The 21,593-nt window shown below is 42.9% G+C and carries 23 protein-coding genes and 1 pseudogene; 18 read left to right on the top strand and 6 right to left on the bottom strand.

All coding sequences use genetic code 11. The features are described 5' to 3' along the window. Positions 1 to 26: 26 nt before the first annotated feature. Positions 27 to 221: pseudogene (locus tag THEAE_RS23925) on the top strand (transposase); the annotation flags it as partial. Here THEAE_RS23925 and THEAE_RS0115780 read toward each other — a convergent pair. The 3 genes from THEAE_RS0115780 to THEAE_RS0115765 form a co-directional block, all read right to left on the bottom strand. Then, positions 214 to 2,646, bottom strand: a complete 2,433-nt coding sequence (locus tag THEAE_RS0115780) for a choice-of-anchor A family protein (RefSeq protein ID WP_019155146.1) — start codon at positions 2,644 to 2,646, stop codon at positions 214 to 216. The pseudogene THEAE_RS23925 and the gene THEAE_RS0115780 sit on opposite strands and share 8 nt — an antisense overlap. A 139-nt stretch (positions 2,647 to 2,785) precedes the next feature. After that, the gene (locus tag THEAE_RS21380; RefSeq protein ID WP_019155144.1) at positions 2,786 to 3,187 is read right to left on the bottom strand and encodes an alpha-helical endospore appendage domain-containing protein; all 402 of its coding nucleotides are present in this window, start codon (positions 3,185 to 3,187) and stop codon (positions 2,786 to 2,788) included. A 136-nt stretch (positions 3,188 to 3,323) separates the two neighbouring features. Then, positions 3,324 to 3,656, bottom strand: coding sequence for an alpha-helical endospore appendage domain-containing protein (locus THEAE_RS0115765; protein WP_019155143.1), 333 nt, complete (start codon positions 3,654 to 3,656; stop codon positions 3,324 to 3,326). Between the two features lie 539 nt (positions 3,657 to 4,195). On the opposite strand from THEAE_RS0115765, the gene THEAE_RS0115755 reads away from it, so the two are divergent. The 7 genes from THEAE_RS0115755 (at position 4,196) to THEAE_RS0115715 (ending at position 10,273) form a co-directional block, all read left to right on the top strand. Beyond that, on the top strand, positions 4,196 to 5,005 hold the full coding sequence (locus tag THEAE_RS0115755) for a phage antirepressor KilAC domain-containing protein (RefSeq protein WP_425426404.1): 810 nt from the start codon (positions 4,196 to 4,198) through the stop codon (positions 5,003 to 5,005). After that, a complete protein-coding gene (locus THEAE_RS0115750) occupies positions 5,005 to 5,439 on the top strand; it encodes a DUF7768 domain-containing protein (protein WP_019155140.1) in 435 nt (144 codons plus the stop codon). Before THEAE_RS0115755 ends, THEAE_RS0115750 begins: the two co-directional genes overlap by 1 nt. Further along, positions 5,436 to 7,802 (top strand): virulence-associated E family protein, encoded by a 2,367-nt coding sequence (locus THEAE_RS0115745; RefSeq protein WP_028988129.1) that lies wholly within the window; start codon positions 5,436 to 5,438, stop codon positions 7,800 to 7,802. The genes THEAE_RS0115750 and THEAE_RS0115745 overlap by 4 nt, the downstream gene beginning before the upstream one ends. A gap of 219 nt (positions 7,803 to 8,021) precedes the next feature. Continuing rightward, entirely contained in the window at positions 8,022 to 8,303 is a 282-nt protein-coding gene (locus tag THEAE_RS0115740; protein ID WP_019155138.1) for a VRR-NUC domain-containing protein, read from the top strand. Next, positions 8,284 to 9,645 (top strand): DEAD/DEAH box helicase, encoded by a 1,362-nt coding sequence (locus tag THEAE_RS21375; RefSeq protein WP_039944510.1) that lies wholly within the window; start codon positions 8,284 to 8,286, stop codon positions 9,643 to 9,645. The genes THEAE_RS0115740 and THEAE_RS21375 overlap by 20 nt, the downstream gene beginning before the upstream one ends. Beyond that, positions 9,642 to 9,863 carry a hypothetical protein gene (locus THEAE_RS0115720; protein WP_028988127.1) on the top strand — a complete coding sequence of 74 codons (222 nt, stop codon included), beginning with the start codon at positions 9,642 to 9,644 and terminating at the stop codon, positions 9,861 to 9,863. Before THEAE_RS21375 ends, THEAE_RS0115720 begins: the two co-directional genes overlap by 4 nt. After that, the gene (locus THEAE_RS0115715; RefSeq protein WP_036174995.1) at positions 9,860 to 10,273 is read left to right on the top strand and encodes a DUF1492 domain-containing protein; all 414 of its coding nucleotides are present in this window, start codon (positions 9,860 to 9,862) and stop codon (positions 10,271 to 10,273) included. Before THEAE_RS0115720 ends, THEAE_RS0115715 begins: the two co-directional genes overlap by 4 nt. Before the next feature lie 267 nt (positions 10,274 to 10,540). On the opposite strand, the gene tnpC is transcribed toward THEAE_RS0115715, so the two are convergent. The 3 genes from tnpC to tnpA all read right to left on the bottom strand — a co-directional run bounded on the left by tnpC (position 10,541) and on the right by tnpA (position 12,878). Then, entirely contained in the window at positions 10,541 to 12,133 is a 1,593-nt protein-coding gene (gene tnpC, locus THEAE_RS0115710; protein ID WP_039944592.1) for an IS66 family transposase, read from the bottom strand. 71 nt (positions 12,134 to 12,204) lie between these two features. Then, positions 12,205 to 12,561 carry an IS66 family insertion sequence element accessory protein TnpB gene (gene tnpB, locus THEAE_RS0115705; protein ID WP_028986163.1) on the bottom strand — a complete coding sequence of 119 codons (357 nt, stop codon included), beginning with the start codon at positions 12,559 to 12,561 and terminating at the stop codon, positions 12,205 to 12,207. Then, positions 12,558 to 12,878, bottom strand: coding sequence for an IS66 family insertion sequence element accessory protein TnpA (tnpA, locus tag THEAE_RS0115700; RefSeq protein WP_028986164.1), 321 nt, complete (start codon positions 12,876 to 12,878; stop codon positions 12,558 to 12,560). The genes tnpB and tnpA overlap by 4 nt, the downstream gene beginning before the upstream one ends. 211 nt (positions 12,879 to 13,089) lie before the next feature. Here tnpA and THEAE_RS23920 point away from each other — a divergent pair, with 211 nt between their 5' ends. From THEAE_RS23920 to THEAE_RS0115655, 10 genes are all read left to right on the top strand, one after another. Continuing rightward, complete coding sequence (locus THEAE_RS23920; RefSeq protein WP_425426436.1) at positions 13,090 to 13,212, top strand: hypothetical protein; 123 nt, start codon at positions 13,090 to 13,092, stop codon at positions 13,210 to 13,212. 14 nt (positions 13,213 to 13,226) lie between these two features. Then, positions 13,227 to 13,349, top strand: a complete 123-nt coding sequence (locus THEAE_RS23915; protein ID WP_268761089.1) for an HNH endonuclease — start codon at positions 13,227 to 13,229, stop codon at positions 13,347 to 13,349. A gap of 111 nt (positions 13,350 to 13,460) precedes the next feature. Continuing rightward, positions 13,461 to 14,012, top strand: a complete 552-nt coding sequence (locus THEAE_RS0115690) for a P27 family phage terminase small subunit (RefSeq protein WP_012102995.1) — start codon at positions 13,461 to 13,463, stop codon at positions 14,010 to 14,012. Positions 14,013 to 14,032: 20 nt separating this feature from the next. Then, on the top strand, positions 14,033 to 15,208 hold the full coding sequence (gene metK, locus THEAE_RS0115685) for a methionine adenosyltransferase (RefSeq protein WP_152910825.1): 1,176 nt from the start codon (positions 14,033 to 14,035) through the stop codon (positions 15,206 to 15,208). Continuing rightward, positions 15,189 to 16,430, top strand: coding sequence for a site-specific DNA-methyltransferase (locus THEAE_RS0115680; protein WP_028988123.1), 1,242 nt, complete (start codon positions 15,189 to 15,191; stop codon positions 16,428 to 16,430). The genes metK and THEAE_RS0115680 overlap by 20 nt, the downstream gene beginning before the upstream one ends. Next, positions 16,423 to 18,582 carry a DNA cytosine methyltransferase gene (locus tag THEAE_RS0115675; protein WP_028988122.1) on the top strand — a complete coding sequence of 720 codons (2,160 nt, stop codon included), beginning with the start codon at positions 16,423 to 16,425 and terminating at the stop codon, positions 18,580 to 18,582. The genes THEAE_RS0115680 and THEAE_RS0115675 overlap by 8 nt, the downstream gene beginning before the upstream one ends. A 100-nt stretch (positions 18,583 to 18,682) precedes the next feature. Then, positions 18,683 to 19,375 (top strand): hypothetical protein, encoded by a 693-nt coding sequence (locus THEAE_RS0115670; RefSeq protein ID WP_028988121.1) that lies wholly within the window; start codon positions 18,683 to 18,685, stop codon positions 19,373 to 19,375. Then, the gene (locus tag THEAE_RS0115665) at positions 19,372 to 19,599 is read left to right on the top strand and encodes a DUF4314 domain-containing protein (protein ID WP_028988120.1); all 228 of its coding nucleotides are present in this window, start codon (positions 19,372 to 19,374) and stop codon (positions 19,597 to 19,599) included. The genes THEAE_RS0115670 and THEAE_RS0115665 overlap by 4 nt, the downstream gene beginning before the upstream one ends. 78 nt (positions 19,600 to 19,677) lie before the next feature. Further along, on the top strand, positions 19,678 to 19,866 hold the full coding sequence (locus THEAE_RS0115660; RefSeq protein ID WP_028988119.1) for a DUF5049 domain-containing protein: 189 nt from the start codon (positions 19,678 to 19,680) through the stop codon (positions 19,864 to 19,866). Positions 19,867 to 19,954: 88 nt separating this feature from the next. Continuing rightward, complete coding sequence (locus THEAE_RS0115655; RefSeq protein WP_028988118.1) at positions 19,955 to 21,559, top strand: terminase large subunit; 1,605 nt, start codon at positions 19,955 to 19,957, stop codon at positions 21,557 to 21,559. Positions 21,560 to 21,593 lie beyond the last annotated feature (34 nt).

Below are 21,593 nucleotides of genomic sequence, written 5' to 3'. Positions count from 1 at the left end.
GCGTCCCAGGTTGATACAAACGAAGTCCGGAACGCGCCACGCAAAGAAATGGTTATCATCATGAATTGGACACATGGCTAGGTACACTAGATTTGAAGATTCGAAAACCTCACAAAGGCAGTTACTATCCAAGTATGCCAAAACCCCGAAAACGTATAGAAAAACATTGCTCTCTGTTATCTAAGAAGCATATTTCATTGTATTTTGAATCAGTTAAATAATCCATTCGTTGGAATCACCGGGATCAAGTGATGGGAGGGTTCCAATAACGCCGAATACGCTGTCGGTTACTTCAATATTGGTAAGCGTCACATCACCAGTATTTGTTACGATGAATTTAAATTGCGGTGTTACTCCGTCTGGAAGCAACGGTCCTGGAGACGTATCGGCTTCCTGCCATGTTGCTCCATTATCTACCGAAACATATTTCTCAATGGTGATGGAAGGGATGACGCCAAACCAATATGTCGAATTGGTGTCAGAGAGAGTATTGCCGTCATATTCACCAGTTACCGTTGCGGCATTCACGTTTTGTCCAAGCACCCAGGTACCGACAATAATCCAACTAGCTGAATCTCCCGGTGGCAGAACGGGCATGGTCCCAACAAAACCGTATATATCGTCCGTTACTTGGACATTGGTTAAGGTTACGTCTCCCACATTAGTAACTGTAACTCTAAACAAAGGATTGGTCCCTATGGCAACATTTAATCCTGGAGGTGTATCCGCGTCATACCAGGTAATCCCGTTATCGTTAGATACCTCTTTTATTATATTAATTTCTGGCTGTGGAGCTTCTTCGCCGAACCAATATGCGACATCAGCATCGGATACTCCTTCGTCAGATGTTGCTGTTGCAATATTCATTTGATTCCCAAGTGCCCATGTACCAACAACTATTGTGGATGATGATTCACCGGGGGCTAAACTTGCGATTGGTCCAAGCACTAAGCCATAAACATTGTCATTTACTATAACATTGGTCAACGTGATATTGCCCGTATTAACAACTGTGAATTGAAATTGTGGATCTGTGCCTTGTGGTACAGGTGGGCCTACAGGAGCATTTGCTTCAAACCATGTGACCCCATTATCTGGTGAAACGTATTTGTCTACTTCAATGGACGGTGCGGCCGCTTCAACCCCAAACCAAAATGCCGTGTTCTCATGGGTAACCCCCTGATCACATGTTGCCGTCGCAATATTGGACTGCTGGCCAAGTGCCCATGTGCCGTTAATTGTTACTGTTTCCGATTCGCCGGGGTTCAAATCCGTTGGACCGATAACCGTTAAATAAACATTATCCGTCACGGTAACATTGGTCAACGTAACATTTCCTGTGTTTGTAACTGTAAATCGAAACTGCGGATTGTTGGGAAAAACTACATTCGGGCCTGGAAGCTTGTTTGCATCGAACCATGTAACCCCATTGTCTGGCGATACTTCCTTTTTCACGGTAATCGCCGGAAGTGCCGCTTCCACACCTACCCAATATGTCGAATTGGTGTCAGAGAAGGTATTGCCGTCATATTCACCAGTTGCCGTCGCGGTATTCACGTTTTGACCAAGTACCCATGTTCCATCGAAAATGAATTGGTCCGAAGCGGACTTCTCCAGTGTAGCTATTGTTCCAATTAAACCGTAAACATCGTCCGTAACTATAACATTGGTTAGTGTAGCAGTTCCATTATTTGTAACAGTGAAACGAAAACGCGGATTTGTGTTAGAAGGCACATCCGGTCCTGGGGCAGTATCTGCCGAGAACCATGTTACACCATTATCAGGCGAAACCTCTTTTTCTATCGAGATGGAAGCGATTTCAGTTAAGCATGACTGCGGATCAGGCAGAGTTCCTTCAAACAATTCATTATGACTTTCGGAAGTTCCCGTAAGAGAGTTAAAAATAATATTGCCATTAATTTGGCTAGATACGGTAGTTGCATCTGCAAATGGGGCCAATACCGAGCCATATATTGCGGTCGTACTATTAGTCCATGTTGCTGCTTGAGGAAAATTCCAAAGGATTAATCGTGCATCGCTTCGAGTTGCGGTTACTCCATTTCTAAAAATTTGGTAACTACCAAATGCAATGTTTGTTCCTATGACATTGATTAAAACTGTAGAACTTAGTGGAGCTACAATATTGATGCCATTCAACTGATTCAGTGACAATCCTGACCCTGCTACATCATTTGCATTTATTTCAAATATATTCAAATCTGGCTCGGTACCGGTTAGAGTTAATCCCCCAAAGCTTACACTTGCAGTACCAGTTGCCGTCAGATTGCCCCAAAAGGTACTTGCGCATTTTAAATAAGTTGCTTTCTCTGTAAAATTGATTGGATTCCCAGTTACAAAAGTACCGTTTGGGTTTCCCATAGTATAATTGATTACTGAACTAGATGCTCTTCTGATAGTATTGCCACTAAAATTCGAACCACTTGTAACATTTACATTACCGCCAATTACAAAAGAGGCATCCGTTCCAAAGGGTGGTAATGGTGAGATGGAAGCGCCTATTCCGTAGTTTTGCAAGGTAACATTACCTCCTACGGCTACTCTTCCTTCGGCATCTGTATTGCTCATATTCATATCTTGTATCACAAACACATTGTAAATGCCTATTGGTCCAAGGTTTACTGCCATTTTTCCATTCCCTCCTTTTCAACGAAAATCGAGCCAATAATCGTCATATTACGAACATCGTTGAGGTTATAGTGAAACCTTTTCTGAATGTTACTCCATTTAACAGGAGTGTTAATGCAGTTTAAATTCGTTGACATTATTACATTCCTCCCGTTGTATGATAATATGCACTGTCGCTGGCGTAGTAGGTGTTGCCTTCGAATACGGCCGTTACGCTTGCAGTATTAACGTGTATGCCAAGCTGTTCATAATTGATGAGATCCTCGAGTTGGAACTGAAGAAGTATCTGGGTTTTAATAGTATCTTTGAGCGTCTGATTCACCGAATTGTTGATTTTCAATAAATCATCAATTGTAGCGGGCTCTGGTGGGGTTTGCCCGTCAAGTGTTCCAAGGACATACTGAATCTTTTCAGCTTCGGCGTTGATGATATGAGACAATCCTAATTCTTCCAATGCTATGGACGCCAACAAAAGATTGATGACGCTATCTCGGTTAATATTGATATGTGGAGTTACATTAGGCATGTTTGGAAATGACATAATTGGACTCCTTTCTATTTGGTTTTTATATCACAAGATGTTTTTTCGACATTGGTTCAACGCTCAAAACTAAATGAATAACAAGGCGGTGCATATGTGTCTGCTTATCTACTCATTAAAATTTGCAATTACAAAGTTATGGCGTCCCGGTAGTCGTCGTTGTGGATGTCGAAATGGATAGCGTATCTTTCAACTTAAAATGAAGAAGCATTTGGTTTTTAATGACGTTTCTCAATGTTTGACTAACCGACTCATTGATTCCTAGAAGTTCATCAATCGTCGGGGGCGTAGTGGGGGGATTCTGTCCTCTGAGCGTTCCAAGGGCATACTGAATCTTTTCAGCTTCGGCGTTGATGATATGAGAAAGCCCCAGTTCCTCAAAGGCCACGGAAGCAAGCAAAAGATTGACAGAATCTTCAAGAGTGATACTGATGGTTGCATTTATGTTAGGTATATTGGGCATTGACATAGAGTAAATTCCTCCTTTCAAGTATTAATGCTTAATGATATCTCACGCTTTCAAACATAGAATCAAATCTATAACGATTATTAAAGCAGATGAGATATATGACACTCAGTGAAAGTGTTTATGCTATATTATGTCAATGTTGACTATGTGATTGTGCTGTCGTCTATCATGTAACAGTTTGACAAGTAAAGAAGTTTAATGATTAAAGGCATACTAGATTTAGATAAGAACTATTTATCAGAAAAAATAGTAAGTGATATGGCAAAAGGAAATGATGATTTTACTGATCTGTTTCATAATGAATTTAAGATGTTGACGGACATTGGAAATAAATATCGTATACGACATCATGAGATTGAAATAACTAAATTCCGTTATTATGACTATCTTTTTAATTGTTGTTTAGCACTAATTACACGAGCTATAAAATAGTTGAAGGACTATGTAATATTTTTAATAAAGAAAAATTCCGCAAAATCATAGATGTATCGTGAGGCTGAAATAAAAATCAAACTACATATTCTTGCATTTACAATGTGATGACATTACGAAAGATTTGGAAAGGAAATTCTTTAGATCAATTCCAATTTGTCAAGGAACTTATGAGCACAATGCATTTTGTTACAGATATAGTGGATATGTTTCTGGAAACGGATTCAAATGACATTCATTCTAAACTTCCGAAATATGATAAATGGTTTCCAAGAATGTGTGAGTATGGATTTGTGGAGGGTACGGACTTTTCGACATTTCTGTCGGAAAGTACAGGTGGAAGACCAGCTGTTGACCACCAAATAACAATTGATATGGCAAAAGAGCTATGCATGATACAGCGTACTCCAAAAGGAAAACAATGCCGCGGGTACTTTCTTGAAATTGAAAGACGATGGAACTCTCCAGAAGCAATCATGGCAAGGGCACTTCAGATTGCCAATCAACAGCTAACACAAGTAAGGAAACAAAATAAAGTGCTTGAAGGTACAGTTGCTGTTCAGAATCAGCAAATTGCAGAAATGAAACCGAAAGTGTCTTATTACGATGTGGTTTTAAATTGCAAAGACCTCATTTCCACATCAGCAATCGCCAAAGATTATGGTAAGTCAGCTATTTGGATGAACCGCTATCTTAATAAAAAGGGCATCCAATTTAAACAAGGCGGCATTTGGCTTTTATATCAGAAGTATGCGGAAAAAGGATACACCAGTACTAAGACACATAACTACCTTGGCAGTAACGGGCAACAGCATACAAAGGTCCATACATATTGGACACAAAAAGGCAGACTCTTCATTTACGAACTGATGAAGGCAGACGGTATTTTGCCTCAAATAGAAATGGAGGGTGTGTAATGGGAATCAACAAATTTAACCATGAAGGATACCATGACCCAACTCCCCATGAAGCACTGACCAACATAATGAGAAAGGAAAAGGCAGAGAAAAAATCTGCCTTTAAGCCGCTTGTATATATCTGTTCTCCCTATTCCGGTGATGTAGAAGAAAACGTTAAAAAGGCTCGTAGTTTTTGCAGGTTTGCCTTGGAAAGTAACTGTATTCCAATTGCTCCCCACCTTATGTTTCCACAGTTTATGGATGATGAAAATCCAGAGGAACGGGAGCTTGCCATATTTATGGACATTGTGCTCATGGGCAAATGTTCCGAGGTGTGGGTGCTGGGCAATACCATCTCAAACGGTATGGAGAGGGAAATTGAAGTCGCCAAGAAACGCAGACAAACGGTTAGATATTTTAGTCCGGAGCATGAGGAGGTCGAAAGTTTATGAAAATTGCAGTAGGCAATAGCCGGATGGATAGAAAATGGAAAAACAAAGATATATCCTGGGAGGATTTTTGCTCCCGTGTAAAGACAACACAACGTACTACAGAAACGGTAGAGGAATATCGGAAACTTAAAAAAGGTCAACAAGATGATATCAAAGACGTGGGTGGCTTTGTCGGAGGACATTTAAAAGAAGGAAGGCGAAAGAAGGGCAATGTTCTATGTCGCTCTTTGCTTACCCTTGATATGGATTACGGTAGACCGGATATTTGGGAACAAATCTCAATACTTTTCGATTTCAAATGTTGTGTTTACTCCACCCATAAGCACACACCGGAAAATCCGAGACTCAGACTTATCGTTCCTCTTGCTCGTGAGATCAGTGAAGAAGAATATGCAGCCGTTGGACGTATGGTGGCAAAAGAAATTGGTATGGACCTTTTCGATGATACGACATATGAAGCACATCGCCTTATGTATTGGCCATCCACTTCCTCTAATGGTGAATTTGTCTACGAAGAGCAGGATGGAGCATTACTTGACCCGGATGTTTATCTTTCAAAATATCAAAACTGGCGGGATACATCAACTTGGCCGGTATCAAGCAGGCAGTCTGAAGTGATTAATCGAAGTCTGAAAGAACAAGCAGATCCGCTTTTAAAGGAAGGTGTGGTAGGAACATTCTGTCGTGCCTATTTCGTTCGTGAAGCTATAGAAAAATTCTTAGGTGCTGTTTATGCCCCCTCTGCTATGGAAGGACGGTACGATTATATTCCAGCTGACAGCAGTGCGGGTGTGATTATCTATGATGATAAATTTGCATACAGCCACCATGCCACAGACCCAGCAAGCAGCCTGCTCCTCAATGCTTTTGATCTTGTTCGTATTCATAAATTTGGTTCTTTAGATGATAAAGCTTCTACCACCACGGTTCCTGGTAAGATGCCATCTTTTGTGGCAATGTGCGAGTTTGCTATAAAAGATGAAGCGGTAAAAGCTGAGTTCGCAAAGGAAAGACAGGCTCAGGCTGAAGAGGAGTTTAGTGATGAGGATTGGCAGACAGCTTTGGAATTGGATAAGCAAGGCCGAATAAAAGACACATTGGATAACATCGTTCTGATTATTCGGCATGATGAGAATTTACAGCATATCGCTTTCAACTGCCACCGTGATGGGATTGATGCCAAAGGTGGTCTGCCTTGGGAACAGATCAAGGCTGGTTGGAATGATTCGGATAACGCGCTTCTTAAGGTGTACTTAAGCAGTAAATACGGAGTCTATTCCCCTACCAAGACCAAAGATGCTGTGTTAGCTGTAGCGTCAGAACGAGCCTACCATCCTGTTAAGGAATATCTGGACTCCCTGCCAAAATGGGATGGTATTAGCCGAGTAGATAATCTATTAATTGATTATTTCGGTGCAACAGATAATTCCTATACAAAAGCAGTCATACGCAAAACGATGGTTGCAGCGGTAGCCCGTATTTATAGACCAGGTACAAAGTTTGATAGTGTTCTTATCTTAAACGGTCCTCAAGGAATCGGTAAATCAACCTTCTTTGCTAAGCTTGCTGGAGACTGGTTTTCAGACAGTTTGACTATTACAGATATGAAGGATAAATCCGGGGCTGAGAAACTTCAGGGATATTGGTTGCTGGAACTAGGAGAGCTTGCTGGAATGCGTAAGACGGATGTGGAGGTTGTGAAGTCCTTTATTTCAAGGGCAGATGATAAGTACCGTGCAAGTTATGGGGTCAACGTCGAAAGCCATCCCCGTCAATGCGTGATTGTAGGTTCTACCAATGCGGAAAGCGGTTTTCTTCGTGATATTACGGGCAACCGCAGATTTTGGCCAGTCCGCATTAGTGGTAACAGTAGAAAGAAAGCTTGGCAGATGACTAAAGAAGAAGTACAGCAGATTTGGGCAGAGGCACTAGTATTATATGAGAAGGGCGAAAAACTCTACCTTGAAGGTGATGATGTATCCATGGCAACTAGTGAACAGGCAGATGCTATGGAAACAGATGAACGAGAAGGACTGGTTCGTACTTACTTGGATACGCTCTTGCCGGATGATTGGGACACGATGTCTTTGTACGAGCGTAGAAATTTTCTCGGCGGTAGCGAATTTGGCGGCGGCACCCGTGTTGGAACCGTAAAAAGGACCCTTGTCTGTAATATGGAAATTTGGTGTGAGTGTTTCGGTAAAGAGGCATCCATGCTAAAGCCTTCAGATTCCTATGCCATCGGTGCCATTATGAGAAAGATCAGTGAGTGGAACAAGTACACTGGGAACAAGAATGGTGTTGTGACGTTTCCTGTCTACGGAAAGCAACGAGCTTATTCCCGAGTCGAGGAACAACGCTAAGTTGTACCTTACCTTGTTCCCATACTCTTTCTTTCCCTAAAGCTAGTAATGATAAGGAAAATCAACGGTTCGGAACAAGTGGAACAAGAAGTATCCTATTTATTTATAAATAGTAAAAAGAAGTAATAGTAGCCTGTGCATACACGCATACGCGCGCGTATAGGAAAATTGGGTCAAAGTTGTTTTCTTGTTCCGAGCCTTTTTATATGGGAGGTATTTATGCTTGAAAAATATATCGAAAAGAAACTGGTGGCTGAGGTAAAAAAGATAGGAGGTATTGCGGCGAAGTTTGTTAGTCCAGGTTTAGATGGAATGCCAGACCGTCTTGTGCTTTTACCATATGGGAAGATGGCTTTTGTGGAATTAAAGGCTCCCGGAAAGAAACCTCGTCCGTTACAGATTAGAAGAATAAAGCAATTACAGAAGTTAGGCTTTACCTGCTATGTCATTGATGATGTTAAGCAGATTGGAGGGATACTGGGTGAAATACAATCCTCATAAATATCAGACCTATGCAACGAACTTCATACTTGAGCATCCCATCGCTGCGGTGTTTTTAGAAATGGGTCTTGGCAAAAGCGTCATTACTCTAACAGCTATATTTGATTTATGTCTTGATAGTTTTGAAATTGGAAAGGTTCTGGTCATTGCTCCACTTCGGGTAGCAAGGGATACTTGGCCAGCTGAGATAAATAAGTGGGAGCATTTAAAAAGGGTGGAGTTTTCGGTAGCGATTGGAACAGAGCAGGAGCGATTGGCGGCTCTTAGAAAACCTGCAAGTGTCTACCTTATAAATAGAGAAAATGTGGACTGGTTGGTAAACAAAAGTGGCATCCCTTTTGACTATGACATGGTGGTAATCGATGAGCTATCATCCTTTAAATCCTATGGTGCAAAAAGATTTAAAAGTTTACTAAAAGTAAGGCCGAGGGCAAAACGGATCGTGGGTCTTACGGGTACACCCTCCAGTAATGGGTTAATGGATTTGTGGGCAGAGTTTCGTATTCTCGACATGGGTAAAAGACTCGGCAGATACATAACTCACTACCGCAATTCCTTTTTTACACCGGATAAACGTAATCAGCAAATCGTATTTTCATATAAACCATTGCCAGGTGCTGAAGATGCCATATATCGGCTCATTTCGGATATCACCATTTCCATGAAATCAGTCGATTTTCTGAAAATGCCAGAGTGCGTTATCAATGAAGTGCCCGTGTATCTGAATGACAAAGAACAATCCGTATATGATCACTTTCGTGAAGAGATGGTTCTTGAGCTTGCCAATGAGGAGATTGATGCCATGAATGCAGCAGTCCTTTCTGGCAAACTCCTGCAAATGGCAAACGGTGCTGTCTATGATGATGATAAAAATACTCATATTATCCATGACCGCAAGCTGGATGCTCTTGAAGATTTAATCGAAGGTGCAAACGGCAAACCTGTTCTTATTGCATATTGGTATAATCACGATTTAGAGCGTATTAAAGCAAGATTTAATGTTAGAGAAATTAAAACATCCAAGGATATCAAGGATTGGAACAACGGCGATATTTCTGTGGCGGTTATCCATCCTGCATCAGCAGGACACGGCCTTAACTTACAAAGTGGTGGTTCAACACTTATTTGGTTTGGTCTTACCTGGAGTCTAGAACTCTATCAGCAAACCAATGCAAGACTTTGGAGACAAGGACAAAATGAAACGGTGGTTATCCATCACATTATTACTAAAGGAACGATTGATGAAGATGTGATGAGGGCCTTGAAACGAAAGGAAAAGACACAATCTGATCTTATCAATGCGGTCAAAGCAAATCTTGGGAAAGCGAGGGGTGTTGTATGATAGATGCATTTGAAAAACTGGCGAATGCCATTATTCTACAGGCGGTCAAGGATTATCGTTTTGCACTGAAAAGATTAGCAAAACACCCTCGCAATGATTCTGCTTTATATACAAAACGTGAGGTTGAGTGCTTCTTTCATTCTGGATTGTTTAATGTCCTCACATCCCTAAACCCTGACATATTAATTCAACAGCTACAAGAGGAGGCGGTGCGATGATGACAGCTAAGGAATTCTTAAAACAGGCTTACCGTTTGAATGAATTGATTAATTCCGACCTTGAAGAGCTACAAAACTTAAGAGATCTATCACGAAGTGTTTCATCACCCGTTCTTGAGGAAAAAGTCAGTAAAACAAAAAGTACTGATCCACCTTTTGAAAAATATGTGATAAGAATAGTAGATTTGGAGCAACAGATACAACAAGAGGTTGAGCGATTAATAAAGCTGAAATCAGATATCCGTGAAGCGATTAATCAGATGGAAAACGTGGATGAGAAGCTACTTCTTCGCTACCGATACATTAACTTTCTTAACTGGGAAGAAATCTGTGTCAATCTTAATGTTTCTATGAGAACCGTGCATAGACTTCATTCATCCGCTTTACAACATTTGAAGGTACCTAAATAAAAATTGGCACACTTTGGCACAGTTTGGCATACGATGACACTGTTTGTCCGTGGTGAAAGTTATATAATGGTAGTATGGAATATTAATAAACAGTAGCCTTCACGGGAGCATTTCTCCTGCGAGGGCTTTTTCTATGGGCAAAAGGAGGTGCAAGTATGCCAAAGAAACCTAAGCGACCGTGCTCTGTAAGCGTCAAATACGGACCACATGCCGCCAAAATTAAAAGCTCCGTCACCAAGAAGGAGACGAAGCTTCGTTTCGTTAAATTTACTTTTGGTTTACCCGGCAATTTGAAGGCAAGGCGGCCGACCAAGGAAGGAGCTGATCGATCATGTCTTTATCCTTCAAATCGATATTCGGTAGCCGCTCAAAGAGATAGGTGAGGTAGTTGTACGGATTAAGGTTATTCTCTTTCGCAGTCTCTATGATACTGTAGATGATCGCGCTCGCCTTCGCTCCCCTTGGTGTGTTGCTAAAGAGCCAGTTCTTCCTCCCAATGACAAATGGCTTAATAGAGCGTTCGCTTCTGTTATTATCGATTTCAAGTCTCCCATCTTTGAGATAGTTTGTGAGGCTCTCCCACTGATTAAGGCAATACTGAACCGCCTGCCCAAAGGTGCTTTTGGGTAGGACTTGATCCTTCATTTGGTGAAGCCATACGGAAAAAGCCTCCAAAATGGGCTTACTTCGTTTTAAGCGTTCTTCATACCGTTCTTCCGGGGAAGCCTCTTTTAAATCCCGTTCGACGGCATAAAGCTGGTTGCAAAACCCAAGCCCGATTTTGGCTGCTACGTTTTTATTTCGATCCGATGGAGGAAGGGCATTTAGTGCCTCATCAAATTTCCTTCTGGCATGGGCGAAACATCCTACTAGCGTAACCTCCGGTTTTAATTGGTTGTATCCGGCATATCCATCCACATGGAGGAATCCGCGGAACCCAGCTAAGAAGGCTTTGGGATGTTCTCCCGCTCTTGTCTTTTGGTAATCAAAGAGGATAATGGGCGGTCCATCTCTTCCGGTACGGTATAGCCACATGTAGGAGGTGGTTTCCGCAGCCCGATTCTCTTCCCGGAGTACTTGTACCGTCGTTTCGTCCGCATGCAGGATCTCTTGACGAATGAGGTGCTCCTTCATCCGTTCATAGAGCGGATGAAGCCATTGGTGAGCACCATAGAGCATCCAATTGGCCAAGGTTTGCCGGGATAAGGGCACTCCCAAGCGTTCTAAATGCTTCTCTTGCCGGTAGAGCGGCTGGGCATACACATATTTTTGCGACATAATGTAGGCCATTGCGGACGGAGAAGCTAAGCTCCCTGGAAATACTGGCGTAGGCATGGGTGCCGTGACGATGGGGGTGTGCGCTTCATGGTGCTCGCAGTGGCGGCAGGCATAAACGTGCCGGACATGCTTTACAACCTTCACTTGAGCAGGAATGACCTTTAACTCTTGCCGGACCTCTACGCTCATTTCATGCAGGGGATTCCCACAGGAAGAACAGGTTTGTTCGTTCTCAGGTAAGTGGTACTCGATCACTTCTACCGGCAGGTCTTTCAGCTCTTTCTCGCGCTTTCCACTTTGTTTATGACGGCTGTAAGTAATCGTTTCAAGCGTCGGCTCTTCGGCAGCAGGATCGGCGGTTTCTTCCGCTTCGTTAAAGAGGGGAAGTGTTAGTTGAGCCTCATCCGTTTTCTCGCTGGATGAGCCAAACCGCTTTTTCTGGTTTAGGAGAAGTCTCTCCTCATACCATTTCAGCTTTAACGTTAGTTCAGCAATTTGCTGATTTTGAAGTGCAATTTGCTGATTCTGTTCTTCTATTTGATTTTGAAGTTGTTCGATGGTTAGGGTCGTCGTTTTGTCCATACTTTCTTTATTCGACATTCCCCCCTTAAACCCTTTTAATAGCGAAAGAAAAGAAAAAATTCTCCCGGGATTTAAAGGATGGTACGCGCCGTAACCGGGGGATGCGCCTGTTTTTGGTCAAGGGAAAGCCCATCGAGCAGCCAGCGCAACTGACGCTTCGTCACATGCATCGTTTGGTCTGTCACGTGATCCGGCCATTGAAACCTCCCCCGTTCAAGGCGCCGGTAATAGAGCCAAAAACCATTGTTTTCCCAATAGAGGATCTTTAGTTTGTCCCGTTTCCGATTACAGAAAACAAAGAGGGCATTGGAGAAAGGATCAAGCCGAAAACTCTCTTTCACAAGTACAGCGAGTCCATCGATCGATTTACGCATATCGGTACTGCCCAAGGCAAGATAAACCTGTGCCGCACTCACGTCTGGGATCATAACGCCTTCAGCACCTTGATTACATCGGCGAGGAAGGCAAGATCAATTCCGGGCCTTACCTCGAGGGCGACATTTCCCACTTTTAAAGTCAAGGCATCATGGGATGATGGACCTTCCATTGGGAGGCGAACCCATTGAGGAGACAAGGCTTTCCCACTTGATTTAGACAGTCTGGTGGATTCAATCTTTCGAACCCAGTACCATAACTGATGTAGCTTTAATTGATGTTCGTCACACCATGCTTTCGCTGTCTTCCCACTTGCCCTAAAGTCAGCCACCCGAGCTTCCCATTCTTCACGTAAAGTGAGTTTCGTCATGAAAAAGCCTCCATTCTATTCTTTTTGGAGGATTATCTCACGAAGGCGGTGAAGATTGTAGGTGGGTTTTATTTGACGCTTACTTTTCTATGGGCAAAAGGAGGTGCAAGTATGCCAAAGAAACCTAAGCGACCGTGCTCTTACCCCGGTTGCCCAGAGCTAACTGACAAGCGCTTTTGTGAAGAGCATAGCAAGAAGGAAGCTGCACGGTATGAGAAGTATGACCGCGATCCAGCAACCCGCAAGCGTTATGGTCGTGCTTGGAAAAGGATACGTGACCGCTACATTGCAGCCCATCCTCTTTGTGAGGAATGTAAAAGACAAGGAAAGCTGACCCCAGCAGCTGAAGTGCATCACATTCTTCCTCTTGCAAGAGGAGGAACTCACGATAGAAGTAATCTGATGGCTCTTTGTACTCCTTGCCACTCTGCAATCACTGCAAGAGATGGAGACCGTTGGGGAACCCGGTAGGGGGAGTCAAATCTCTACAGCTTTTCATTTGTGTAACGGGCGTGGGGTAACGCGTGAAAATTCGCGGTTTCAAACGGGGTAATAGGTCCATCGATGAAAAGAGGTGAGTGAATGGCCAAAGACGGAACAAACCGAGGCGGCGCCCGTATAGGCTCCGGTCAAAAGAAAAAACCACTTGCTGACAAAATTGCAGAGGGAAATCCCGGTAAAAGAAAGCTTGAGGTCGTCGAGTTCAAGAATACTGCTGACCTGAAGGGGCAGGAAATGCCAAAGCCAAGGGCCATGCTCTCCGCAGTGCAAAAGGATGGGAAAACCTTAGAAGCGAGTGAAATCTATGAAATTACATGGAAATGGCTTGAGGAGCGAGAATGTGCCCATTTGGTACTTCCACAGCTTCTAGAACGGTATGCCATGAGTGCGGCCAGATGGATACAGTGTGAGGAAGCGGTAACCGAGTTTGGTTTTCTAGCAAAGCATCCAACTACCGGCAATGCAATTCAAAGTCCTTATGTAGCGATGAGCCAGAGCTTTATGAGTCAGACAAACAGGCTATGGATGGAGATATATCAAATCGTTAGGGAGAACTGTGCTACAGAGTACTCTGGTTTAAACCCACAGGACGATGTGATGGAGCGATTGCTATCTGCCCGCAGAGGAAAATAAAGATGAGGAGATACGGTGTAATGAGTAAGAGATATTTAACAGCAGAAAGTGTATGTGCTGGACATCCTGATAAACTATGCGACATTATTGCAGATAGCATTTTGGAAGCATGCCTACGTAAAGATAAGGCATCACGTGTCGCTTGTGAGGTAATGGCAACTAAGGGGAAAATTATCGTGGCGGGCGAGATCTCCTGCAGCGAGAAAGTAAATATTAGAGACATTGTAAAAACTGTACTGAAGGATGTGGGATACAATCCTCTAAAATTTTTGATTTATGTATATGTACATAATCAAAGTGTAGATATTGCGGCTGGTGTGAACACCGCACTGGAAGCACGAAATGGGATAAACGAACAGTACGGTTCTATCGGTGCTGGAGACCAGGGAACTATGTATGGTTATGCTACAAAGGAAACAAGAGAAATGCTTCCCCTACCTCTTGTGCTTTCCCACAGAATCGTAAAGAGACTGGATGATTGTCGCAAAGGAAAACTGATAAAAGGGATTCTTCCTGATGGTAAAGCACAGGTAACAGTGGAGTATGAAGATGACACTCCAGTAAGAATAAAGACGATTGTGATTTCGGTGCAGCATGATAAGAATAAAACACAGGAAGAACTTAAGGCGGATATTCTTAACAATGTCTTATGGCAATGCTTTGAGGATTTCCCTTTTGATGATGAAACAGAACTTCTCGTCAATCCATCTGGTCAGTTTGTTCTTGGTGGACCCGCTGCCGACACGGGTTTGACTGGAAGAAAAATCATGGTCGACACCTATGGAGGGCTTGCATCCCATGGGGGTGGTGCTCTTTGTGGTAAAGACCCAACCAAAGTTGACCGAAGCGGTGCTTACATGGCTCGGTATATTGCCAAGCATATTGTTTGGTGTGGTTATGCAAAGAAGTGTGAAGTGAGTATTTCCTATGCCATTGGTAAGGCAAATCCAGTAGCCTTTACTGTAAATACCCTTGGCACTGGAACTGTTTCTGATGAAATATTAACTATTGCAGCTCAGGAGACTTTCAACTTAAGACCTGCGGCCATCATTGAAAAACTACGTCTTAGAAATGTGGTTTATTCTGACACAGCGGCTTATGGTCACTTTAATAGTTGTCTGTTCCCGTGGGAGGATGTAAATAAATACAGTGAATTTAGAAAGGCGGTGGAAAAGTATGTTGATAGAGAAGATTAAAACGAAACAACTCATCCCCGCTGAATATAACCCAAGGAAGGATTTAAAACCGGGTGATCCGGAATATGAGAAACTTAAACGCTCCCTTGAGGAGTTTGGATATGTAGAACCCGTTATATGGAATAAGACCACAGGCAAAGTTATCGGAGGGCATCAACGCTTGAAAGTCCTGCTGAGTATGGGCATGGATGAAATAGAATGCGTAGTTGTCGAAATGGATGAGCAAAAGGAAAAGGCTCTAAACATTGCACTAAATAAAATAAGTGGCGATTGGAATAAAGATAAATTGGCACTTCTCATTACAGACCTAAATGCTTCTGATTTTGATGTTTCTCTTACAGGATTTGACCCAGGAGAGTTGGAGGATCTTTTCAAAGATTCCCTTAAGGATAATATAAAAGAAGATGATTTCGATGTAGACAGCGAGCTGAAAAAGCCCGCTGTTTCGAATTTAGGGGATGTTTGGATACTCGGACAGCATCGATTAGTCTGCGGAGACAGTACAAAGAAAGACACCTTTGATGTCTTAATGGATGGGAAAGCTGCAAATCTGGTAGTTACGGACCCTCCATATAACGTCAACTATGAAGGCACTGCTGGAAAAATCAAAAATGACAATATGGCGAATGAAGCGTTCTATGATTTCCTGCTTGCGGCATTTCAAAACACCGAGGCAGCGATGGCAAAGGACGCTTCTATTTATGTATTCCATGCTGATACGGAAGGACTCAATTTTAGAAGAGCATTCTCCGATGCAGGATTTTATCTTTCTGGTACTTGTATATGGAAAAAGCAGTCCCTTGTTCTCGGTCGCTCTCCTTATCAGTGGCAACATGAACCTGTACTCTTTGGATGGAAAAGGAAAGGCAAGCATCTCTGGTATTCAGACCGTAAGCAGACCACCATCTGGGAGTTTGAGAAACCGAAGAAAAACGGCGACCACCCAACCATGAAACCAGTGGCACTTGTGGCATACCCCATTATGAATTCGAGCCTTAGTAACTGTATCGTGCTTGATCCCTTCGGCGGTTCAGGAAGTACACTGATTGCCTGTGAGCAGACAAATAGAATCTGCTACACCATTGAACTGGATGAAAAGTACTGTGATGTCATTGTAAAAAGGTATATTGAGCAAGTGGGAAATTCTGATGGTGTATTTCTATTAAGAGATGGTTCGAAATTCAGATATTGTGACCTGCCAGAGGTGAATGAGGATGAGTAAATTAACACTTGGTTCCCTCTTTGATGGTAGTGGTGGCTTTCCTCTGGGTGGTTTGCTTTGTGGCATCGAACCTTTATGGGCATCTGAAATTGAGCCGTTTCCTATAAGGGTTACGACTAAACGTATCCCTCAGATGAAGCATTATGGAGATATAAACAAATTAAATGGTGCGGAGCTTCCGCCTGTAGATATCATAACCTTTGGCTCTCCATGCACGGATATGAGTGTGGCGGGTAAAAGAGCCGGTCTGGACGGAGAGCAATCAGTCCTTTTTTATGAAGCAATCCGAATTATTAAAGAAATGAGGTGTAAGACCAATGGACAATATCCAAGGTACGCAGTCTGGGAAAATGTCCCCGGCGCATTCTCGTCAAATAAAGGAGAGGACTTCAGGGCAGTCCTCGAAACGGTCATCGGTGTCAAAGAACCGAACACCTCGGTGCCTTTTCCTGAAAAAAGACGATGGCCTTACGCAGACATCTATATGGGAGACAGATGGAGTGTGGCTTACCGAACTATCGATGCGCAATATTTCGGAGTCCCCCAACGTCGTCGTAGAATCTACCTTGTCGCAGATTTTGCAGACAGATGTGCCGGAGAAATACTATTTGAGTCCGAAGGCATGCCAAGGAATTTTACGCCGAGCGGCAGCCCGTGGCAAAGAACTGCCGAGAATGCTAAAAACTGCACTGGAAAAACAGGCGATAGCATAACTTGCCTAAATGACCAAGGTGGAAGAGTGATGTCTGTTTCAAAGGATATTACTGCAACACTTCGTGCAGAGGAACATGGACATCAGCCTTGTGTAATGCAGTCAAGCGGTTTTTGCACCGAACACAGTGCCAAGAGCAGAAGTGTAGGATATGAGGAAGAACGCTCCCCTACACTTAGAGCAGGTGTTGTCCCAGGTGCAGTCATGTCCTTTGAACCGGGGGCTGCTTCTCGAGTTGGTGGCCATACTGACGAAAACTTAAGTGGATCACTTCGTGCAAACATGGGAGATAATCAAACAGCTGTTGTAATAGAAAACCATCCAACCGATAGCCGTGTGAAACTCTCGGAGGATAATAAAGTACAGACGCTAACCTCTCGGATGGGAACTGGTGGTGGAAATGTACCCCTTGTTATGAACACTCCTAAAACTTTAAAAATCCGCTCCGGCTGTGAAGGCGGTGGCAAGGGTGCATTGATACAGGATGACAAGTCTGCAACTCTTGGATGCAATAATGATCAGACCGTTTTTGTGCCCACCGCATATGGCATCTGTTCTGATAAAAGCAATTCCATGCAGTCTAGCAATCCGCATAGCGGTATATATGAAGCTGATACTTCTCGGACCATTGATGCCAATGGGGGAAATCCGGGATGTAATCAAGGTGGTATTGCAGTAGTTGCTCTGCAAGGCTCGATGATTGGAAGAGAGGATAAAAACGGTCCCCAAGGAAGCGGTATAGATGAAGATGTTTCTTTTACGCTTAATACCGCTGATCGTCATGCTGTTGCCTATGCCATGACTACCGGAGCCTATGCACAGGTTGAAGAAGATAAAGCACCTACTCTATTGTCGAGAGATTATAAGGATGCTCCTGTTGTGACTCAGCCTTCTTACGGTATTGATCGGGCGGCTTTTAATCAAGGACAGAACGCTCTTTATAAACCGACTATAGATGAAGAACAGCAACCTACGCTTACAGCAAAAGGTCCTGGAGCAGTGGCACAACCAGCATCATTTTATCCTCAGATGAAAGCTGAAAGTCAATGCTACAGACAGGACGGTACATCAAATACGATTATCAATGGCACCAATCCAGGCTATCAAAATGGATTGGTTGAACCGGACTATATTGTTCGAAGGCTTACACCAACGGAATGTGCAAGATTGCAAGGCTTCCCCGATGATTGGTGTGATGACCTTGGTACGGAAAATCCTACAGAAGATGAAATTTCATTCTGGACGGAGGTTTGGGAAACCCACCGCAAAATTATAGGTAAAAGTAAAAAACCAAAAACAAGAAATCAGATTATAAAATGGCTTAACAATCCTCATTCTGATTCAGCTGAATATAAAATGTGGGGTAATGGTGTAGCACTTCCATGCGTTTGTTTTGTGCTGACTGGCATTGTGTTATCTACACAAAATACCGCCGATTAATGGAACCGTATTTTCTACAGAAAGATGCTCTAAATGACTTGATAATAACAGCTTTTAGAGTGATATATGTACGTACCGAAAGTAGAAAGGCGGTATGAAAATGCAGATTAACTATAATGTTACAGGACCAAAAAGAAAAGCACTGGTTAACGCAATCAGCCAAGAACTAAATGCCCCTGTAAAATATCTCGGAGCACCTACATTTGCATATGAGGTGGCAGACTACAATGTTAACAAAAACGGAGTTCTAAGTGGACCAGACAATAAGGAACTGGTCGATGATCTATTGAGATTTCACGATCTCAAAGCAATTTCAGAAGAATTTGACACACCACTTCCGAAAGCAGAAGTAAATGAAAGGGAAGAATCTATCAATCTGATAATTCAAATGCCACGGGCGGATTTTACCGACACGGCAATCGAGAACCTAAAAGGATTAGTAGAAAGTAAAGCTACTCTTATAAAGAAAGCACTTGATACGGACTCCATTCCCATCATTGAAGATGAGGAATATGTTACCTTCCCTTGGTTTCAAGGTAAGTGCGCCTCAGAGGAGGTTAAGGCATACACCCATTTTGTCAAGGCACTTTGCGAAATGGCGAAAAAACAGACCCGTGTCAATTCCACCGAGAAATCAATAGAGAATGAAAAGTACGCTTTCCGTTGCTTCCTACTAAGGCTCGGCTTTATCGGACCAGAATATAAGATGGGACGAAAGATTCTCCTCTCGAAGCTTTCAGGTAGCTCCGCTTTCAAAAGCGGAACGTTCAAGCAGGAGGTGAGTGAACAATGAATATCATTCACCCTGAAATGTTAAAGCAACTAAGAAGCTATTACACTCCAGGAACTCGTGTCATGCTACTTAAAATGAACGACCCTTATACCAAACTTCAAACTGGATCTAAAGGTACGGTTACTAGTGTTGACGACATAGGAACGATTCATGTCAGTTGGGATTCCGGTGGCTCTCTTGGAGTGGCCTTTGGTGAGGATTTATGCAAGAAAATCGAAGAGTAAAACATACACAATTTAAGCCAAATGTGGCAGTAAATATGTAGATTTATATTGTAGTATTGTTTTCGAAGGAGTCAACTAATGAATGAAATAATCAAGGAACAAATCCTTTCCATCCGAGAAAGTGGAGTCACAAATATGTTTGATGTGAACCGAGTCCAGTATGAAGCAAATGAACGAGGGTTTTATGAATTGGTAGTTTATATAATAGACCATAAAACGGAATATGCTCATTTCATACTGACGGGGGAAGTGGATGAAAATAAGTAAATAAAATTAAACTAGGATAAGAAGTAGGGCTTCATCTATAGGATTGAGGCTCTTTTCTTTTGTCCTTTTTCATAAAGGGGCGGTGTTTATGCGGAAACTGAAGAAATATAAGCCGACCGCCTTTATAGCTGATGGTTCATATTACGATGAGGATGCTGCTGATTACGCTGTAGCTTTTATCGAAGCACTCTCCCATACGAAAGGTTTATGGGCAGGTAAGCCTTTTGAACTTATCGATTGGCAGGAGCAAATAGTCCGTGATTTATTCGGAATTTTAAAGCCAGATGGATATCGGCAGTTTAACACTGCTTATGTAGAGATACCTAAAAAGATGGGAAAAAGCGAGCTTGCCGCAGCAATTGCGCTTCTCCTCACTTGCGGTGATGGTGAAGAACGGGCAGAGGTGTACGGTTGTGCCGCTGACCGCCAGCAGGCATCAATTGTATTTGAAGTAGCAGCCGATATGGTGCGGATGTGTCCAGCGCTGAATAAACGAGTAAAGTTGCTTGCTTCAACTAAGCGATTGGTGTACCTGCCGACCAACAGCTTCTATCAGGTATTGTCGGCTGAAGCCTACTCCAAACACGGCTTCAATATACATGGTGTTGTTTTTGATGAACTTCATACTCAGCCAAATCGGAAACTATTTGATGTTATGACGAAAGGATCTGGGGATGCAAGGACCCAACCGCTGTATTTTCTTATCACCACTGCGGGGACGGATACTCAGAGTATCTGCTACGAAACACACCAAAAAGCGGTTGATATTATTGAGGGCAGAAAATACGATCCTACCTTTTATCCCGTAATCTATGGTGCCAAAGAAGAGGATGATTGGACAGATCCAAAAGTGTGGAAGAAAGCAAATCCAAGCTTGGGAATTACGGTGGGGATTGACAAGGTAAGGGCTGCTTGTGAAAGTGCAAAGCAGAACCCAGCTGAGGAAAATAGCTTCCGGCAATTGCGCTTGAATCAATGGGTTAAACAGTCTGTCCGTTGGATGCCAATGGCAAAATGGGATGCCTGTGCATTTCCAGTTATTCCAGAAAGTCTTGAAGGGAGGGTATGTTATGGAGGTCTTGACCTATCTTCTACAACAGACATTACAGCCTTTGTGTTGGTGTTCCCACCAGAGGATGAAACAGATAAATACATTGTTCTTCCGTATTTTTGGATGCCAGAGGACAACATTGACCTCCGAGTCCGAAGAGACCATGTGCAATACGATCTTTGGGAGAAGCAAGGGTATATTCAAACCACAGAAGGCAATGTAGTGCATTACGGCTACATTGAGCGGTTTATTGAAGAACTGGGCGAAAAGTATAACATTCGAGAAATTGCGTTTGACCGTTGGGGAGCTGTTCAAATGGTTCAGAACCTTGAAGGATTAGGCTTTACTGTCGTTCCTTTCGGTCAAGGCTTTAAAGATATGTCACCACCAACCAAAGAACTGATGAAATTGACATTAGAAGAAAGAATAGCGCACGGTGGGCATCCAGTGCTTCGTTGGATGATGGACAACATCTTTATAAAAACCGATCCGGCTGGCAACGTGAAGCCGGATAAAGAAAAAAGTACAGAAAAAATAGATGGCGCGGTGGCAACTATCATGGCACTTGATCGTGCTATTCGTTGTGGCTCAGGTAATAGTGGAGATTCGGTGTATGACGAGCGAGGTTTGATTGTCTTTTAAACCTTAATGGTTAGCACAATGTTTATATTCGGAG

Origin of the sequence: Thermicanus aegyptius DSM 12793 (assembly GCF_000510645.1) — a bacterium.
Taxonomy (GTDB): Bacteria; Bacillota; Bacilli; order Thermicanales; family Thermicanaceae; genus Thermicanus; species Thermicanus aegyptius.
Note: the sequence above shows the minus strand (reverse complement) of the source record. Positions and strands in the feature narration are given on the sequence as shown.

Excerpts from the sequence above, each read along its gene's own strand:
- THEAE_RS0115715 (WP_036174995.1), top strand. The coding sequence starts at position 9,860 with ATGATGACAGCTAAGGAATTCTTAAAACAGGCTTACCGTTTGAATGAA.
- THEAE_RS0115745 (WP_028988129.1), top strand. The coding sequence starts at position 5,436 with ATGAAAATTGCAGTAGGCAATAGCCGGATGGATAGAAAATGGAAAAAC.
- THEAE_RS0115780 (WP_019155146.1), bottom strand. The coding sequence starts at position 2,646 with ATGGCAGTAAACCTTGGACCAATAGGCATTTACAATGTGTTTGTGATA.
- THEAE_RS21380 (WP_019155144.1), bottom strand. The coding sequence starts at position 3,187 with ATGTCATTTCCAAACATGCCTAATGTAACTCCACATATCAATATTAAC.
- THEAE_RS23920 (WP_425426436.1), top strand. The coding sequence starts at position 13,090 with ATGAGAAGTATGACCGCGATCCAGCAACCCGCAAGCGTTATGGTCGTG.
- THEAE_RS0115665 (WP_028988120.1), top strand. The coding sequence starts at position 19,372 with ATGAATATCATTCACCCTGAAATGTTAAAGCAACTAAGAAGCTATTAC.
- tnpA (WP_028986164.1), bottom strand. The coding sequence starts at position 12,878 with ATGACGAAACTCACTTTACGTGAAGAATGGGAAGCTCGGGTGGCTGAC.
- THEAE_RS0115755 (WP_425426404.1), top strand. The coding sequence starts at position 4,196 with ATGACATTACGAAAGATTTGGAAAGGAAATTCTTTAGATCAATTCCAA.
- THEAE_RS0115660 (WP_028988119.1), top strand. The coding sequence starts at position 19,678 with ATGAATGAAATAATCAAGGAACAAATCCTTTCCATCCGAGAAAGTGGA.
- THEAE_RS0115750 (WP_019155140.1), top strand. The coding sequence starts at position 5,005 with ATGGGAATCAACAAATTTAACCATGAAGGATACCATGACCCAACTCCC.
- THEAE_RS0115690 (WP_012102995.1), top strand. The coding sequence starts at position 13,461 with ATGGCCAAAGACGGAACAAACCGAGGCGGCGCCCGTATAGGCTCCGGT.
- THEAE_RS0115765 (WP_019155143.1), bottom strand. The coding sequence starts at position 3,656 with ATGTCAATGCCCAATATACCTAACATAAATGCAACCATCAGTATCACT.
- metK (WP_152910825.1), top strand. The coding sequence starts at position 14,033 with ATGAGTAAGAGATATTTAACAGCAGAAAGTGTATGTGCTGGACATCCT.
- tnpC (WP_039944592.1), bottom strand. The coding sequence starts at position 12,133 with ATGGACAAAACGACGACCCTAACCATCGAACAACTTCAAAATCAAATA.
- THEAE_RS0115680 (WP_028988123.1), top strand. The coding sequence starts at position 15,189 with ATGTTGATAGAGAAGATTAAAACGAAACAACTCATCCCCGCTGAATAT.
- tnpB (WP_028986163.1), bottom strand. The coding sequence starts at position 12,561 with ATGATCCCAGACGTGAGTGCGGCACAGGTTTATCTTGCCTTGGGCAGT.
- THEAE_RS0115720 (WP_028988127.1), top strand. The coding sequence starts at position 9,642 with ATGATAGATGCATTTGAAAAACTGGCGAATGCCATTATTCTACAGGCG.
- THEAE_RS0115675 (WP_028988122.1), top strand. The coding sequence starts at position 16,423 with ATGAGTAAATTAACACTTGGTTCCCTCTTTGATGGTAGTGGTGGCTTT.
- THEAE_RS0115740 (WP_019155138.1), top strand. The coding sequence starts at position 8,022 with ATGCTTGAAAAATATATCGAAAAGAAACTGGTGGCTGAGGTAAAAAAG.
- THEAE_RS0115655 (WP_028988118.1), top strand. The coding sequence starts at position 19,955 with ATGCGGAAACTGAAGAAATATAAGCCGACCGCCTTTATAGCTGATGGT.
- THEAE_RS0115670 (WP_028988121.1), top strand. The coding sequence starts at position 18,683 with ATGCAGATTAACTATAATGTTACAGGACCAAAAAGAAAAGCACTGGTT.